The following is a 16,075-nucleotide window of genomic DNA, read 5'->3' on the forward strand; positions in this document are numbered from 1 at the left end:
GAGAGAACAGAATGGGAAAAGCAACTGGATTTATCGAATATAATCGGGAGGAAGCGGAAGAAAGAAATCCGCTTTCCCGTCTAAAAGATTTCAAGAAATATTCTGCTCCTTTCTCTGATGATGTACTTCAAAGACAAGGGGCAAGATGTATGGACTGTGCAACACCATTCTGTCATATCGGGATGGAAATTGCGGGAAGTACATCCGGCTGTCCAATCCATAACTTAATCCCTGAATGGAACGATTTAGTTTATAGAGGAAGATGGAAAGAGGCATTAGATCGTTTATTGAAAACAAATAATTTCCCTGAATTCACTGGTAGTGCTTGTCCAGCTCCTTGTGAAGGTTCCTGTACTGTAGCGATTTCAGATCCTGCTGTGGCGATTAAAAATATCGAACGGACTATTATTGATAAAGGATTTGAACAGGGCTGGATCCAGCCGCGGATACCGGCAAAGAGAACAGGGAAAAAAGTAGCCGTTATTGGTTCAGGACCAGCAGGGCTAGCTAGTGCAGATCAGTTAAATCAAGCAGGGCATTCCGTAACTGTGTATGAACGTGCAGATAGACCAGGCGGATTATTAATGTATGGGATACCTAACATGAAAATTGAAAAAAAAGATGTGGAAAGAAGAGTGAAACTACTTACACAAGAAGGTATTGATTTTATTACTAATACAGAAGTAGGGAAAGATATAACAGCTTCAGAATTAAGAGAACAGTATGATGCTGTTATTCTATGTACTGGCGCGCAGAAACAAAGAGATTTAGTAATGGAAGGCAGAGATGCTGAAGGTGTGCATTTTGCCATAGACTATCTATCTGGTGTAACCAAAAGTTTACTAGATTCCAATTTTCAAGATAAAAACTTCATTGATGCTGCTGGAAAAGATGTGATCGTCATCGGTGGCGGCGATACAGGTGCAGATTGTGTAGCAACTGCATTACGTCAGAACTGTAAAAGTGTAGTTCAATTTGGGAAGCATCCAAAGCTTGGGATAATGCGTTCAAGTGAAAATATGTGGCCAGCAGCGCCTAATGTATTCACATTAGAATATGCTTACGAAGAAGCTGAACAAAAGTTTGGTGAAGATCCAAGACAATATGGTATTCAAACAAAAAGAATGGTAAAAGATAGCGACGGAAAGCTAAAAGAGCTTCATACTGTTTCGATGGAAAAAATAAAGCAAGCAGACGGAACGTTTATTTTCAGAGAAATTCCTGGTACGGAAAAAGTATGGCCAGCACAGTTAGTATTTATTGCAATCGGCTTTGAAGGTCCAGAACAACCAGTACTGAAACATTTTGGACTAGAAACAACAAGTCGTAAAGTTGCTGCGGTATATGGCGATTTCACAACGAATTTGGAAGGTGTATTTGCTGCTGGTGATGCACGCAGAGGGCAAAGCTTAATCGTATGGGCAATTAACGAAGGCAGAGAAGTTGCCAGAAAAGTTGATGAATACTTAATGGGAACCTCGATTTTACCCACTGTAAATGCATAAAACGAGAAAAAAGATGTGATTAATGAGATATCACATCTTTTTTCTATATCCGTTAATATCTAACCTATAAAATCTCTTTTACAAAGGAAGAAAATTTTACGCATTCAAAATATTAATAAAATTCCAAATAAACGCTTTCCTTAAAACAATTAATAATCAACTTATAATCTAAGCCATTTAGCTATTTCAAGTGTTTTTTATTATCATTTTACAAAAAATATAATATAATAGGAAAAATACTTTTTTAAACGGATTAATACGGGTAGGATAAAGCAAATAAAGTTTATCAGACACTCTCTCAATATCGAGTGTTATTGTATATAAAGAAAGGAAGTGTCGGAGATGAGAGACGTTAAACTTCTCGATATATATAATCATCATATTGCACAAAAATATATTACACGTTCAGGTTTAGCTCATGCTCTGGCAGTTGCTTATCATGCTTTTGAAATGGCAAAAGAATCAAATGTCGATGTCGATAATGCAGCTAAAGCCGGATTTTTACATGATATGGGACACTATACATGGTATAAAGATGGAAAATGGGATTATAAATTATATAGACAAAATGACATTCATCCAATAAAAGGGGCAGAAAGAGCACATAAATTATTAATCCGTTTAGGAGAAAATCCAATTAAAGCAAAAGAAATAGCTTTAGCCGTTCTTTTCCATACAGATAGTTTCATTCCTGGTGGTTCCGTGATTTTAACCCCCTTACAAAAAATTGTTAAACTAGCTGATGAAAAGGACGAGGAGCCTGGGGGACATCATCACTATCGTACGATAACAAAGGAACGGGCAATAAAGAGTTTAGAACGATTAGATGCAAAAATTGATGAATATATAGAACAACAAACGAAGAATAGCAAAGAACTAGAAGGATAGAACTGGATTTCCCTGTTTCTATTCTTCTTTTCTTTTAAATGCTATAATAGAAAAATCGACTTTTTTAGAAAAGGAATTAAAGGGGAAAATGACAAACATTATCACTACCATTAAACAATGGCAGCAAGCACTACAAATCGAGATCAATCATTTAAAAAAATACGGGCAATCGAAAGTTGCTTTATATAATGGAATTCTCCTAAACACAGAAAATGACTTTACGTATTATTTTGAAAGCATCAGCAATCTAAAGGTTCCAATTGGATCAAATGTAATGATCCACTGGGGAAGTCAGGCTGTAAGGGGGAGAGTATTGTCGGCAGATGGCAAGAGCCTTCTTATTATTTTGGAAAAGGAGATTGGGGAGGATGTCTCAGAAGCATATTTATCCCATGATCCTTGGGAGCTATTAGAACAGCTGCAAATCCGTTTTGATACTATTAAAAAAAATAAACGTAAGCTTAGTAGAATCGTTAAATTAATGCAACCTAGTGAAGAAACAAAGCACCCAAGTGAGCAACTGAAAAATCATGTTCATGAGCTCTCTTTAAGATGCAAATATAACCCCGTCTCCTTTGTGTGGGGGCCGCCTGGAACAGGCAAAACATATACATTAGCTAGAGTTGCTCTACAACGTTATTGGAAAGGTAAGAGGATTTTACTCTTAGCACAAAGTAACCAGGCTGTAGATGTTCTACTCACGGAAATAACGACAACGATTAAAGAAAAGGACCGATTTAAAATAGGGGATATCCTTCGCTATGGGGGAAATAGCAATAATGCATCACTTGAACAAGAAAAAATTACAACAAGTTCCTTATTAGATAAAAAGGATATGGATCTTGCCAAGCAAAAACAGTATTTTTTTGAAGAAAAACTAAAACTTAAACAAGACCTTTCTTATTCGTTTACAACAAGAGATTCTGCTCAGTTATTAGAGATGGAAGAGAAATTAGCAAATGTGATGGAAAAAATCAGAAAAAGGGAACTGCAATTTGTACAAAAAGCAAAAATTGTTGGCACGACAATAGTAAAAGCTGCCACAGATCCAGCCATCTATGAAGATGAATACGATTTAGTAATAGTAGATGAGGCGAGCATGGCATATATTCCACAAGTCGCTTTTTCTGCATCACTAGCAAAAAGAATCATTATTTGTGGAGATTTTAAACAGTTACCTCCTATCGCAACTAGCCGTCATGCTTTAGTAGATAAATGGTTAAGAGAAGACGTATTCCACGCGACAGGCGTTGCCAAAACGGTTCATAGTTCATCGCTTCATCCTCAGCTTTTGTTATTAAACGAACAAAGAAGGATGCATCCAAGCATCTCTCAATTTACCAATAAATATATCTATCATTCCCTTGTAGGAGATCATAAGAGGGTGGAAAGAAACAGAAAAGCAATCGCAGAAAAACTACCTTTCCAAGGAGATGCCAATATTTTATTAGATTCAAGTCAATTTGGCGCATATGCCACCTTTGAGAGAGCTTCGAAGTCCCGTATGAATTATATCCATCTATTATTAGCTCTGCAAGTTATAAATGAGGCTTTAAGTGAAAAAGGAACAACGAGTATCGGCTATGTTACTCCATATCGAGCGCAGGCAGAAATAATGGAAGCAATGGCAGCAGAATTTTTCCCGGAAGCCATCATGGAAAAACGACTAATTGTGGCTACAGTTCATCGTTTTCAAGGAAGCGAAAGAGATATAATCATCTTTGATAGTGTAGAAGGACAGGCATTTTTAAAGCCTGGAATGCTTTTAACTGGTAAAGAAAGCGGTCGGTTAATAAATGTGGCGATCAGCAGGGCAAAAGGAAAATTTATTCATATAGCAAACAGGAACTATATAAAAACAAAAATAGATAGGAAGAAAACGATCCGACAGCTTGTCAATCATCAAGAAAGTTTTAATAAAGTGGTAACCAACCAACAAATTGGCGAGTGGATTCAAAAGAAGAATCCTAAGCTATTTTGGACGCACGCACAAAGAGTAGAATTACTAGAAAAAGATATCAAACGATCCAACCATACAATAATAGCCTCTTTTCCAAAACAGAACGAGATATTAAAACAACAATGGAAACAGCTTCTTAATAGAGGGAGTATAGGTTCAGCTCCTGGTATACCGTTTCCTTTCATTATTATTGATGAAAAAGTTATTTGGTTTGGTTTGCCGTCGGAATTAGTGAATGGCAGTACTCCACCGTCACTAGCAGTGCGTATACATTCTCCTTATTTAGCTAGTTATCTATTAAAATATATATCATGAACAAAAAGCATTATCCGAAGATTTGGGATAATGCTCTTTCTTTAGCTATTATCAGTTATTCATTGTACAAATAAAAACGTTTTCGTTAAAATAGGAAAGAATCCATACAGAGGAGATGATGTTATTTGAGTAGAAAACAAAGAGGTGGTATAGTATTTTTCTTGAGTTTAGTCCTTCTTTTACTACTGTCAGGCTGTGGCACAACGAAAAGTGAGCCATCAAATGAAGAAAATACAACACAAGCAAAAGTGATTTCACCAGACGACTATCCTATTGTAACGATTACGATGGAAGATAATTCGACCATTACATTAGAACTTTATCCTGATAAAGCCCCTAATACAGTCAATAATTTCGTATCATTAGTGAATAAAGGTTTTTATGATGGATTAATTTTTCATCGGATTATTCCTGATTTTATGATCCAAGGCGGCGATCCCAATGGGAATGGAACAGGCGGGCCAGGCTATTCGATTAAAGGAGAATTTTCAGAGAATGGGTTTGAAAATGACTTAAAGCATGAAAGAGGCGTAATTAGCATGGCAAGGTCTCAACTGCCTGATTCTGCTGGGTCACAATTCTTCATTATGGTTGCAGACGCCCCTCATTTGGATGGAGAATACGCTCCGTTCGGGAAAGTGATAGAAGGCATGGATGTCGTCGATAAAATAGTCTCTTCAAAAAGAGATAAGAATGACAAACCAGTAGAAGAGATAAAAATGAAACAAGTTACTGTAGATACAAAAGGTATCGATTATGAAGAACCAAAGAAAATAAAAGAATAATGGATAAAAGGAACGTAATATTTTCTTTCTTTCCGAAAAGATGATATGATAAAAGCTGATTTTGAAATAAGGAGATGTTGATCATGGCAACTAAAGGATACATATTAATGCAAAATGGTGAAAAAATTGAATTCGAATTATATCCAAACGAAGCTCCTGGAACAGTAGCTAACTTTGTGGAACTTATTAAAAAAGGTTTCTATAATGGTTTAACATTCCACCGTGTAATTCCTGGTTTCGTCAGCCAAGGCGGCGACCCAAATGGAAATGGAACAGGAGGACCTGGATACACAATCAAATGTGAAACAGAAGGAAACCCTCACAAACATGTGGAAGGAGCTCTTTCTATGGCACACGCTGGCCGTGATACAGGCGGAAGCCAATTCTTTATCGTACATGAGCCACAACCGCATTTAGATGGTGTTCATACAGTATTTGGACAAGTTACGTCCGGTATTGCTGCTGTAAAAGCAATGAAAAATGGCGATGTTATGGAAAAAGTGGAAATCACTGAAGAATAAATACAACAAGGCAGGCTGAGAAATTGGCTTGCTTTTTTATATGAATGGTTGGTGATTAGAATGTACAAAGATAAAGTTGTCATTGTAACTGGGGCTAGTAATGGTATTGGCAAAGCAATTGCAAAAGCTTATTTGCAAGAAGATGCCTATGTTATCCTAGCTGATATAGATGAAGAGCAAGGAAAACATGTACTTGATTCTATAGAGCAAAAAGAGAGAGCAATTTTTATAAAAACCGATGTTCGAAACGAAGCAGATATCATTCAAATGGTTGAGACAACACAAGCGAAATTTGGAAAGATTGATATCTTAATTAATAACGCCGGTAAAGGCATTTTTAAATCATTTTACGATTTAACGATAGAAGAATGGGATGATGTGATAAATACGAATCTCCGCAGCGTGTTTCTTTGTTCAAGAGAAGTCGCAAAAATCATGCGAACTCAAGGCGCAAAAGGGTCGATTATTAACATGTCATCTAGCAGAGCCTATATGTCGGAACCTAATACAGAAAGCTATAGTGCTAGCAAAGGTGGAATTATGGCTATTACTCATGCTTTGGCAAATAGTTTAGCTGATGCACATATAACAGTTAACAGCATATCACCAGGCTGGATCGAAACGAAAGATTATGAAAATCTGCGAGAAAGCGATCATGAACAGCATCTATCACAAAGAGTAGGTAAACCTGAGGATATTGCGAGAGCATGTCTTTTCCTCACAAATCCGCAAAATGATTTTATTACAGGAACGAATCTTATGGTAGACGGTGGTATGACAGTAAAAATGATTTATGAAGAATAATAGAAGGTATTTTTTCTTCTTTCCTTTATTACAGTTGCTATCTGAAAATGATAGGAGTATAATAGCTTCCATATGATTACATATAATAATGGAGGCTCATTAAGTGGACGTTTTACATCAGATATTATCAACCTATGCTTCATTTTTTGATTGGAAGATGTGGGCAGAAGTATTAACAGATCCAGTATCATGGGGATTAATCGGATCGTTAGTCATTTTAGAAGGCTTATTATCAGCAGATAATGCGCTCGTATTAGCAGTAATGGTAAAACATTTACCGCCAGATAAACAAAAAAAAGCATTGACATATGGTTTATTCGGAGCCTATTTTTTCCGTTTCTTCTTTATTGGAATTGGTGTTTACTTAATCCATTTTACCTGGATAAAAGTAATTGGAGCAGCATACTTAGCATGGATTGTAATTAAGCATTTCTGGCTTGGTGAGGAAGATGAAGATGCCTCAGCGATGAAGAAAGACAGTTGGACAATAAGATTGTTCGGCGTATTCTGGGCAACTGTTATCTCCGTAGAATTAATGGATTTAGCCTTTTCGGTTGACAGCATATTAGCATCTTTGGCTGTTTCAAATGAAATCTGGATTCTACTGATTGGTGGAATGCTCGGTATTTTAATGATGAGAACTGTTGCCAAATTATTCTTAGTTCTCATTGAAAAAGTTCCAGAATTAGAGAATACCGCCTTTGTATTAATTGGGATAATCGCGGTAAAGATGTTTGCTAGCATTTTTGGATATGAATTAGATCACTATGTATTTTTTGGGATTCTAATTGCTGCGTTTATTATCACATTTATCATTCATTTTATTAACAAAAATAAAAAGGTTTCTGAAGAAGTTGCTTCTTCAAAAGAAAAATAAATGTATTTTGCCTGTTCCGTTTGTGGACAGGTTTTTTTTATTTAATTATTTCGTATACTTATTAGCATAGGATGAAGCAACAAATGAATCAGGCTTAATTTTTGGTTCGATACCTATTGACTCCATTCTTGCTACCATTTCATTGACAAATTCTCTTGTTTTATTTCTTCTGCCTGCTCCAATATCTATATGTCCCTCTATCGAGAAAGTTGCTCCTTGATAAACAAAGGGGAGGACAACATCAATTAGTTGGTTTTTCCTATCCTCTGTGAACAGACTAACTACCTCTTCTGTAAGTGTTGTCTCATAGGAGATTTTCTCATGAAGTCTTAGAATCTTCCTTGGTATGATCACTTTTCTAATACATGCCCAAGCACCTTTTCCTTTATTCATAATGACTATTCCTGTAATAAACTTCGTATGTTTGGAATGCACTTGTGAATCTGTACCAATCATTAATTGATAATTTCCCGAAGGACTTCTAGACATAAAAGCAAGGATACGCTGAAAAACGATATCAAAGGTCATATTTTTCTCTTGTAAGTTTTGAAAAGTCATTTCCATATGCCTGTCTAACTCCACAAAGAATCCCTCCGTATAAACGTTATTTCCACCACTTTTATAACATTGTATGATAATCAAATGGATTTATCCCTGTAACTAAATTTGTATTATCGTATACAAAGAATACTGAATTGGTGTAAAAAATGGTCTTTATTTAGATGAACATAATAATGAGTTTTATAATAAAAAATGGAATTAAACTGAAACTTAATTTCTTCTTATCCGTCTAATCATTAACAAAACGCAGGAGGAAAAAAATGAAAAAATTTCTAATTATATTTAATTGGTCGTTATTATTTCTATTATTATTAACTGGATGCTCACAAAATTCCGAAGATAAAGCAGCTGATAGCAGAGATTATGAAAAGGCTGATTCCAATGTCATCGATGCCCAGAATGAAATAGGAGAACTACCCGCAACAGATAGTAAAACGGTAAAAGAAAATAACGGTCAAGCAATTAGTAATAATGACCGATTAGTTATTTATAATGGGAATCTATCCTTAAAGGTGAAAGACTATCACAACGTAGAGAAGCATATCCAATCAAAAGCAGCAGAGCTAGGCGGGTATATAGTGGAATCATCCATTCATGATAGTGGTACTGATTATATAAACGGAACTATTATCGTAAAAATACCTCAAAAGCATTTCCAAACTTACCTAAACGATATCGAAAAGAAAAGTATAAAGGTTACAGAGAAGAGTATCACCGGCAACGATGTGACTGAAGAATATGTGGATTTGCAATCACGGCTAAAAGCTAAGGAAGCAGTGGAAAAAAGGCTACTAGCTTTAATGGAACAAGCAGAAAAAACAGAAGACCTTCTTAAAATTTCAAATGATCTTGCAACTGTGCAGGCAGAAAAAGAACAAATATTAGGTAGAATGAAATACTTAAAAAATAACGTAGACTATTCGACTGTCACGATCCAACTGGAAGAAGAGTTAGTAAAAGTGGGTTCTATTCAAGATAAAGAGTCTTTAAATACATGGGAAAAAGCAAAAAGTCAATTCGTGAGCACGATTAACGGGTTAATTTCCTTCCTTTCAAGTGTCATCGTGATGATTGTTGGATTATCACCAATTTTAATTCCTGTTGTAGTTATTGTAATAGCTTGGATTATATATAGAAAAAAGAAAAACAGGTCAGAGTAATTTTATCGTGGCTATGCTATAATGGAATTAAATTCCTCCAGTGGGAGTTTAATCTATTAATATCATCACATTCATATTTATTAAGGAGTGGCTAAAGAAATTGAAATCAGCTGATCAATATCTTATCCGCCATGCGAAACTAGAAGATGCAGAAGCAATTTTTGCTATTCAGCAATCTGTGATTGCCGAAGAAGATTATCTGATAACTACTATCGAAGAGTTTAATCAAACACTGGAAGATCAACAGGCATGGGTCGCTAAAATTTTGCATCATAATGAGAGAGAAACTATCCTAATTGCGGAAGAAACCAATAAAGTAATTGGCTTTATTGTCTTTCAAACAAAAAATAGACAAAGACTTAATCACACAGGATCACTTGGGATGATGATAAGTAAAAAGCATAGAAGTAAAGGAATAGGAAAATTACTTATAAAAGCACTACTAGCATGGGCCAAAGAAAACCCGCTGATTGAAAAAGTTAGCTTAGGTGTTTTCTCAACAAATACTAGGGCTATTTCTTTATATACTTGTATGGGATTTATAGAAGAAGGTCGTAAAATAAAAGAAATCAAACTGTCAGAAAATGAATATATAGATGATATTTTAATGTATAAAATGGTGATCTAAATAGAACCAACTAATTTTTAAAGAGAAAAGAGGGAAGCAATATTAATAAGAAATCAGCTTTTCAAAGAGAGCTAAAGTCGTGGATTATTGCACTTATTTGCGCATTACTATTTGTGTTTATTTGCCGTAACTTTATTTTTGCCCCTGTTAAGGTAATAGGACAATCCATGCAGCCAACATATGAAAATCAAGATAGAGTGATTGTCTCTAAAGTTGGCCAAATCAAGCATTTTGATACCATCGTCTTTCATTCACCAATAGAAAAAGAAGATTATATAAAAAGAGTAATCGGCTTACCTGATGATACGATTGAAATTTATGATGATACACTTTATATTAATGGCGAAAAATATGACGAACCATATCTTCAAGAGAAAAAGAAGCATTTACTTCCTAATCAGAGATTGACGGAAAATCTTAAAGTTACAGTACCTAAGGGGCATCTATTTGTATTAGGGGATAATAGGCAAAATAGTATGGATAGTAGACAGCTTGGTTGTATATCAGAGGATGCTGTTGTCGGGAAAGCTGTTTTTCGATTTTATCCTGTTATGGAAAATTATTAATTAATAAAAAAACAGTCTTGGATAGGAGCTCACGTCCAGAACTGTTTTTTTATTTAGAACGATTTACAAATTCACATACCATTGCTTATGTAACATTTTCTCTAATTGAATGACACCATGTCTTGCCAATTCGTTTATTCGCTCTGTAACTTCATTTATTTGTGTCTCTCCAGTTTTGCAAAGTATAATTGCCTCTTCAATAAGAGACTCGCGACTTTGGTCTAATTGTTTAAATTGATTCATGCGTGAATTTATTTTTTCCCCATTTAGTTCTTCCTGCATGTTTTGTATATTATTTTAGATACTAATGATAAAAATAGAAGAAACTGTTTGTTTACATAATATTATTATGATGAATTAAAAACTTGTCTAATTATGAGGGTTGACACAACTGTTATATCTGTATATACTGACTATATACAGATATAACAGTTGAAAGGTGTTTCTAATGAATATTTTTATCTCCAATTCCTCAGAGGAGCCTATTTATTTGCAAATAGTAAAGCAAATAAAAGAGCAAATAGTAGCAGGTGAACTAAAAGAAACACAATCTCTTCCTTCTATTAGAAGTCTTGCAAAAGAACTTAAAATTAGCGTTATTACAACTAAAAGAGCCTATGATGAACTTGAAAAAGACGGTTTTATTGTTACAGTCGCTGGAAAGGGCTCATATGTTGCAGCAATAAACAAAGAAATACTTCGTGAAAACAAATTGACAACAATCGAGGAACATTTAACAGAAGCCAGCAGTACAGCTAAGCTAATCGGGTTAACATTAGAAGAATTACAAGAAATATTAAAAATTATTTATAAAGGATGAGCACAGTGGAAAACACATTAGAACTTATCAATGTATCGAAGAGCCGACAAGGTTTTTCTTTAGACAAGATTAATATTACCTTAAAAAAAGGATTTATAATGGGCTTTATTGGTCCAAATGGAGCTGGAAAAAGCACAACAATCAAACTAATTATGAATTTAATCAAAAAAGATAGCGGCATGATTAAAGTCTTTGGATTAGATAATGAAAAGCATAGTATGAAAATTAAAGAGAGAATTGGCTTTGTTTATGATGATAATCACTTTTATGAAGAGTTAACAATAAAAGAAATGAAGAACATCATCCGCCCATTTTATTCACAATGGGAAGAAAGCACATTCCTTAAATATGTTAAGGATTTTTCTCTACCAATGGATAAAAAAATCAACGAGCTGTCAAAAGGGATGAAAATGAAATTCTCATTAGCTATCGCTCTTTCTCATCAAGCTGAACTCTTGATTATGGATGAACCAACTTCTGGTTTAGATCCACTGGTTCGGACTGAATTGCTAGATGTACTGCAAACATTAATACAAGACGAAAATAAGGCAATCTTTTTTTCGACTCATATAACCTCAGATTTAGATAAGATAGCCGATTATATTACTTTAATTAATAATGGACAAATCATTTTAAATAAAACGAAGGATGAGCTGTTAGAAGAATATACTATGGTTAAAGGCAAAGATAGCACACAGATTATCAATGATAAAAATTTAATCGGTTTAAAGAGTAATGATTTTGGTTTTGAAGCATTATGTAAAAACAAAGAAGAGGTAAGAAAGCAATTTGGAAATTCTTATTTCTATGAAAAGCCAACTTTAGAAGATATTATGGTGTTTTACACAAGAAGGAGTGGTGGTCATGTATCATCTAATTAAAAAAGACATTCTTATCCAAAAAAGATCAATAGCCTTATCACTATTGTTAATTTGTTTCTTCTCTGTTTCTCTTTCCAGTCTTGGAGAAGTTGGACTAATGGTTGGAATACTAGCAATTACTTATCAACTCCTTCTGGGAGCAAGTGCATTAGAAGATAAAAATAACAGTGATAAAGTTCTTATTAGTCTTCCGATAAAACTATCTACCATAGTATTATCAAAATATGTGTCCATCTATGTTTATGCAGCTTTTGCAGCAATTGGCTTTTATCTGATCCATGTTCTTGTGAAACTATTTCACATTCCGTTGGATGTTCCTTTTAGTTATATCATTCTCATAGGGGGAGCAATAATGGTAACAATATGTTTTTCTATTTCTTTACCTATGATTTTTAAATTTGGCTATTTAAAAGCCAAAATGGCTAACTTTATTCTTCTTTTCGTAATAGTGTTTGGAACAACTGGTATAATGAAGTATTTTGCAAAACTAGATAATCAATTTATCCAAGAAACGATGATTCGTTTATCGACATTATCAAAAGCAGAACTGGGATTAATCCTGATAATTCCACTTCTTCTTCTTCTTCTAGTATCCTATTTTATCTCACTGAGCTTTTATAGTAAGCGAGAATTTTAAATATAGTGAAAAGAAAGAACATGTACATTTAAAGGTACTGTTCTTTTTTTATTTGCCACTCCGCTATCTAAATGTATACCTGTCATTAAAGTTTTAAATCTCTTCTAATTAATTTCTCATCATTACCGCGCATAATATCTCTTATGTGCGGTTTTTTAAGAATTATTGTATACTAGAATTATTACTATATAGATTAGGTGGCAATACATATGATCACAAAAGAAACATTATTTTCTTGGTATGAAGAAGAGTTAACGCTCTTTCGAACAGAAATGGATAATAAGGACTACAGTATATTTACGATCGATAATTATTTACGGGACATCTATTTATTCCTCGAATTTATTACACGAAAAAAAGAAGTATATATGGACTTAAATTCAGTAAAAAAATTACAGGTTACCCTTTTTATGAACGAACTAAAAACTAAGCGCGCAAATTCTGCTAGTTCGAGAAATAGAAGATTGACAGCCATTCGATCCTTTTATAAATGTTTAGTGGATTATGAGCTTGTCCTAAAAAATCCCGCTATTGATTTGGAGAGCGCGAAAGAACAAAAAGGAAAACTACCAAGTTATTTGGAAAAAGACGAATTAAAATCTTTTTTTGAGATGATTGGCAAGGTATCCCAAAAGCAGCATCAAAGACGGAACAAAGTCATCCTTGGACTCATGGCATTTGCAGGATTACGGGTAATGGAAATACACTCTCTTAATCTGTCGTCCATTAATCAAAACAGGGGGATTCACGTACTGGGAAAGGGAAATAAAACTCGTTATATTCCGTTACCGAAAAAGTTGATGGAAGAATTACAATTATATATAGAAGAAAACAGGATTTTCCCCATGAAAGGACAGGAAGATGCACTCTTTATTTCAAGGAGAGGGAAGCGAATATCTAGAAGACGTATTCAAGAAATAACGGAGCGGATCATTGATCAAATGCGAAAAGAATATCCGGAGCTAAAATGGAAGGAAAAAGGGATTTCTAGTCATAAATTACGACATAGTTTTGCGACACATTTAGTTAGAGAAGGACGAGATATCCGAACAGTACAAGAGCTACTCGGTCATACTAATTTAAATACAACACAGAAATATACGCATGTATCTGATTTACAAAAAGAGCAAGCAATGGACTTGGAAATTTCAGAATACATATAAGTTTATCATAACTTTATTATGTAAACTAAATGACTTTCTTATTCATAATCGGACATTTGACAGCATATATATATCCATGATGTATGTTAAAAAGCAATCTCTTTTATTTGCTAGAACAGAAAAAGAATGACGATAAAAGTAAGATTAGTTTGTCAATGAAAGATAAGGGAAGTGTTTTGATGCCAAGTAAAAAGCATTCAATTATCGTCCATGCAAATGCAAAAAAGGTTTGGGATTTTGTTCGCTCTATGAACAACTGGGCACCATTAGTGCCAGGATATGTGAACCATGAAATCATCAACGACACAGTATCAACTTGGGAATTTAAAATTGATATGGGGCTTTTTAAGAAAAAAATAGAAATGAAGGTAACGATATTAGAGTGGAAAGAACCTACAAAGGTTACCTTTGACTTAGAAGGAATTAATGATCATTTTAAAGGAAATGGCTATTTTATGGTAGAGGTAAAGGATGCTAATTATACGAAAATGACAGGCTATTTAGAAATTAATTCAACTGGTACTTTTCCTACTATAACAAATAATCTTATGGAGCCCAAGCTAGAAGAAATCGCAGAAGAATTGACAATTGCAGTTAGTAAGGCTATTGAGGATTTGCAATAATATGATTATGTTAACTTAAAGCATTAAGTGATAAAGGAATATTCTTTTAATCATTTAATGCTTTTCTAAATTTTATGTAAATTTCCCTTTCCTATACTTGGTTAAATAGGCATTGTCCATTATGATAAAGATTACTAATTATTTTGGAGGTTTGTCATTGAAAAAAGGACAACAATTGAAGAATAGGACAAATTTTTTAGAAATTTTCCTTATTTCCACAAAGCTAGGATTGACATCATTTGGTGGCCCCGTTGCACATTTAGGCTATTTTTACGATGAGTACGTAAGTCGAAGGAAATGGCTGGATGAGAAAAGCTATGCTGATTTAGTTGCCCTTTGTCAATTCTTGCCTGGTCCAGCAAGCAGTCAGGTTGGGATAGGGATAGGAATTTTACGGGGAGGACTCCTCGGTGGGATTATTTCTTTTTTAGGATTTACATTTCCTTCTGTTATTGCTCTAATAATCTTTGCTAGGATGATAGATTTCTTAGACATAGGGAATGCGGGTTGGATACACGGTCTAAAAATAGTTGCGACAGCCATTGTTGCCCATGCGATATTTGGTATGGCAAAGAACTTAACACCAGACCTAAAAAGGAAGACCATTGCACTTTTTGCATTAATACTCACACTTTTATGGCAAAGTGTCTTTTCCCAGGTAGGAGTAATTATTTTATCAGCTATCATTGGTTATTTTCTTTATAAGCAGCAAGTGAGACAACAAAATCAGGTGGATATTTCTTTTCCAATTTCAAAACAAGTAGCAAGTGTTTCTTTAGTCTTATTTTTTTCCCTTCTGTTTCTTTTACCGATAATTCGCGAGGTATTTTCATACCAATGGATTGCTATGTTTGATAGTTTTTATCGTTCTGGGTCTTTAGTGTTTGGAGGAGGACATGTAGTATTGCCACTTTTAGAGCGCGAATTTGTCCCAGGTGGATGGTTGAGTGAAGCATCATTCCTAGCTGGATATGGTGCAACCCAGGCAGTTCCTGGTCCTTTGTTTACCTTTGCTGCCTATATTGGAACCGTCTTAAATGGATGGGGTGGGGGACTACTCGCGACATTCGCCATCTTTCTGCCAGCTTTTTTATTAATTGTGGGAACACTGCCATTCTGGAATTTTGTCAGAAAAAATCCAAAAATCCAAGGAGTCTTAATGGGTGTAAATGCTGCGGTTGTTGGTATTCTAGTCTCATCTTTTTACCAGCCTATTTGGACAAGCAGTATCTCAGATGCGAGTGATTTTGCTTTTGCAGCCATTTTATTTTCGATGTTAGTCTATTGGAAACTGTCGCCATGGATTGTTGTTATAACGGGTGCATTGGGCGGGATGCTGCTTCCTTATTTGTAGTTATAACTTTTCTAAAAAAACCTATAA

Annotated in this window: 18 protein-coding genes; 16 read left to right on the forward strand and 2 right to left on the reverse strand. The window is 34.6% G+C overall.

What is annotated here, in order from left to right; translation table 11 throughout:
* Nucleotides 1–11: 11 nt before the first annotated feature.
* The 7 genes from gltD to C2I06_RS06110 all read left to right on the forward strand — a co-directional run bounded on the left by gltD (nucleotide 12) and on the right by C2I06_RS06110 (nucleotide 7,655).
* Entirely contained in the window at nucleotides 12–1,505 is a 1,494-nt protein-coding gene (gene gltD / locus C2I06_RS06080) for a glutamate synthase small subunit (RefSeq protein ID WP_123257683.1), read from the forward strand.
* Between the two features lie 342 nt (nucleotides 1,506–1,847).
* Nucleotides 1,848–2,393 (forward strand): HD domain-containing protein, encoded by a 546-nt coding sequence (locus C2I06_RS06085; protein ID WP_095257302.1) that lies wholly within the window; start codon nucleotides 1,848–1,850, stop codon nucleotides 2,391–2,393.
* Nucleotides 2,394–2,481: 88 nt separating this feature from the next.
* Nucleotides 2,482–4,668, forward strand: a complete 2,187-nt coding sequence (locus C2I06_RS06090; protein ID WP_123257684.1) for an AAA domain-containing protein — start codon at nucleotides 2,482–2,484, stop codon at nucleotides 4,666–4,668.
* A gap of 125 nt (nucleotides 4,669–4,793) precedes the next feature.
* Nucleotides 4,794–5,453, forward strand: coding sequence for a peptidylprolyl isomerase (locus C2I06_RS06095; protein WP_123257685.1), 660 nt, complete (start codon nucleotides 4,794–4,796; stop codon nucleotides 5,451–5,453).
* A gap of 83 nt (nucleotides 5,454–5,536) precedes the next feature.
* Nucleotides 5,537–5,974, forward strand: a complete 438-nt coding sequence (locus tag C2I06_RS06100; RefSeq protein WP_047943443.1) for a peptidylprolyl isomerase — start codon at nucleotides 5,537–5,539, stop codon at nucleotides 5,972–5,974.
* Nucleotides 5,975–6,034: 60 nt separating this feature from the next.
* Nucleotides 6,035–6,778, forward strand: a complete 744-nt coding sequence (locus C2I06_RS06105) for an SDR family NAD(P)-dependent oxidoreductase (protein ID WP_095328787.1) — start codon at nucleotides 6,035–6,037, stop codon at nucleotides 6,776–6,778.
* A gap of 103 nt (nucleotides 6,779–6,881) precedes the next feature.
* Nucleotides 6,882–7,655 carry a TerC family protein gene (locus tag C2I06_RS06110; RefSeq protein WP_095328788.1) on the forward strand — a complete coding sequence of 258 codons (774 nt, stop codon included), beginning with the start codon at nucleotides 6,882–6,884 and terminating at the stop codon, nucleotides 7,653–7,655.
* Nucleotides 7,656–7,700: 45 nt separating this feature from the next.
* Here C2I06_RS06110 and C2I06_RS06115 read toward each other — a convergent pair whose 3' ends face one another.
* A complete protein-coding gene (locus tag C2I06_RS06115; protein WP_123259121.1) occupies nucleotides 7,701–8,219 on the reverse strand; it encodes a ribonuclease H-like YkuK family protein in 519 nt (172 codons plus the stop codon).
* A gap of 257 nt (nucleotides 8,220–8,476) precedes the next feature.
* Here C2I06_RS06115 and C2I06_RS06120 point away from each other — a divergent pair, with 257 nt between their 5' ends.
* The 3 genes from C2I06_RS06120 to lepB all read left to right on the forward strand — a co-directional run bounded on the left by C2I06_RS06120 (nucleotide 8,477) and on the right by lepB (nucleotide 10,570).
* Nucleotides 8,477–9,376 (forward strand): DUF4349 domain-containing protein, encoded by a 900-nt coding sequence (locus C2I06_RS06120; RefSeq protein WP_123257686.1) that lies wholly within the window; start codon nucleotides 8,477–8,479, stop codon nucleotides 9,374–9,376.
* Between the two features lie 100 nt (nucleotides 9,377–9,476).
* Entirely contained in the window at nucleotides 9,477–10,004 is a 528-nt protein-coding gene (locus C2I06_RS06125; protein WP_095328790.1) for a GNAT family N-acetyltransferase, read from the forward strand.
* A gap of 86 nt (nucleotides 10,005–10,090) precedes the next feature.
* Nucleotides 10,091–10,570 carry a signal peptidase I gene (lepB, locus tag C2I06_RS06130; protein WP_328587973.1) on the forward strand — a complete coding sequence of 160 codons (480 nt, stop codon included), beginning with the start codon at nucleotides 10,091–10,093 and terminating at the stop codon, nucleotides 10,568–10,570.
* Between the two features lie 63 nt (nucleotides 10,571–10,633).
* Here the strand turns inward: lepB and C2I06_RS06135 are convergent, their stop codons facing one another.
* On the reverse strand, nucleotides 10,634–10,813 hold the full coding sequence (locus tag C2I06_RS06135; protein WP_235850203.1) for a DUF2533 family protein: 180 nt from the start codon (nucleotides 10,811–10,813) through the stop codon (nucleotides 10,634–10,636).
* Between the two features lie 205 nt (nucleotides 10,814–11,018).
* Between C2I06_RS06135 and C2I06_RS06140 the strand changes: the two genes are divergently transcribed.
* From C2I06_RS06140 to chrA, 6 genes are all read left to right on the forward strand, one after another.
* Nucleotides 11,019–11,390 carry a GntR family transcriptional regulator gene (locus tag C2I06_RS06140; RefSeq protein ID WP_095328792.1) on the forward strand — a complete coding sequence of 124 codons (372 nt, stop codon included), beginning with the start codon at nucleotides 11,019–11,021 and terminating at the stop codon, nucleotides 11,388–11,390.
* The gene (locus C2I06_RS06145) at nucleotides 11,387–12,271 is read left to right on the forward strand and encodes an ABC transporter ATP-binding protein (RefSeq protein ID WP_204259877.1); all 885 of its coding nucleotides are present in this window, start codon (nucleotides 11,387–11,389) and stop codon (nucleotides 12,269–12,271) included. Before C2I06_RS06140 ends, C2I06_RS06145 begins: the two co-directional genes overlap by 4 nt.
* On the forward strand, nucleotides 12,255–12,908 hold the full coding sequence (locus tag C2I06_RS06150) for an ABC-2 transporter permease (RefSeq protein WP_095328794.1): 654 nt from the start codon (nucleotides 12,255–12,257) through the stop codon (nucleotides 12,906–12,908). Before C2I06_RS06145 ends, C2I06_RS06150 begins: the two co-directional genes overlap by 17 nt.
* 209 nt (nucleotides 12,909–13,117) lie before the next feature.
* Nucleotides 13,118–14,071, forward strand: a complete 954-nt coding sequence (locus C2I06_RS06155; RefSeq protein WP_095328795.1) for a tyrosine-type recombinase/integrase — start codon at nucleotides 13,118–13,120, stop codon at nucleotides 14,069–14,071.
* Nucleotides 14,072–14,250: 179 nt separating this feature from the next.
* Nucleotides 14,251–14,694 carry an SRPBCC family protein gene (locus C2I06_RS06160; protein ID WP_123259423.1) on the forward strand — a complete coding sequence of 148 codons (444 nt, stop codon included), beginning with the start codon at nucleotides 14,251–14,253 and terminating at the stop codon, nucleotides 14,692–14,694.
* Nucleotides 14,695–14,851: 157 nt separating this feature from the next.
* Nucleotides 14,852–16,048 carry a chromate efflux transporter gene (chrA, locus tag C2I06_RS06165; protein WP_235850205.1) on the forward strand — a complete coding sequence of 399 codons (1,197 nt, stop codon included), beginning with the start codon at nucleotides 14,852–14,854 and terminating at the stop codon, nucleotides 16,046–16,048.
* Nucleotides 16,049–16,075 lie beyond the last annotated feature (27 nt).

The organism is Niallia circulans, from assembly GCF_003726095.1.
Taxonomy (GTDB): Bacteria; Bacillota; Bacilli; order Bacillales; family Cytobacillaceae; genus Niallia; species Niallia circulans_A.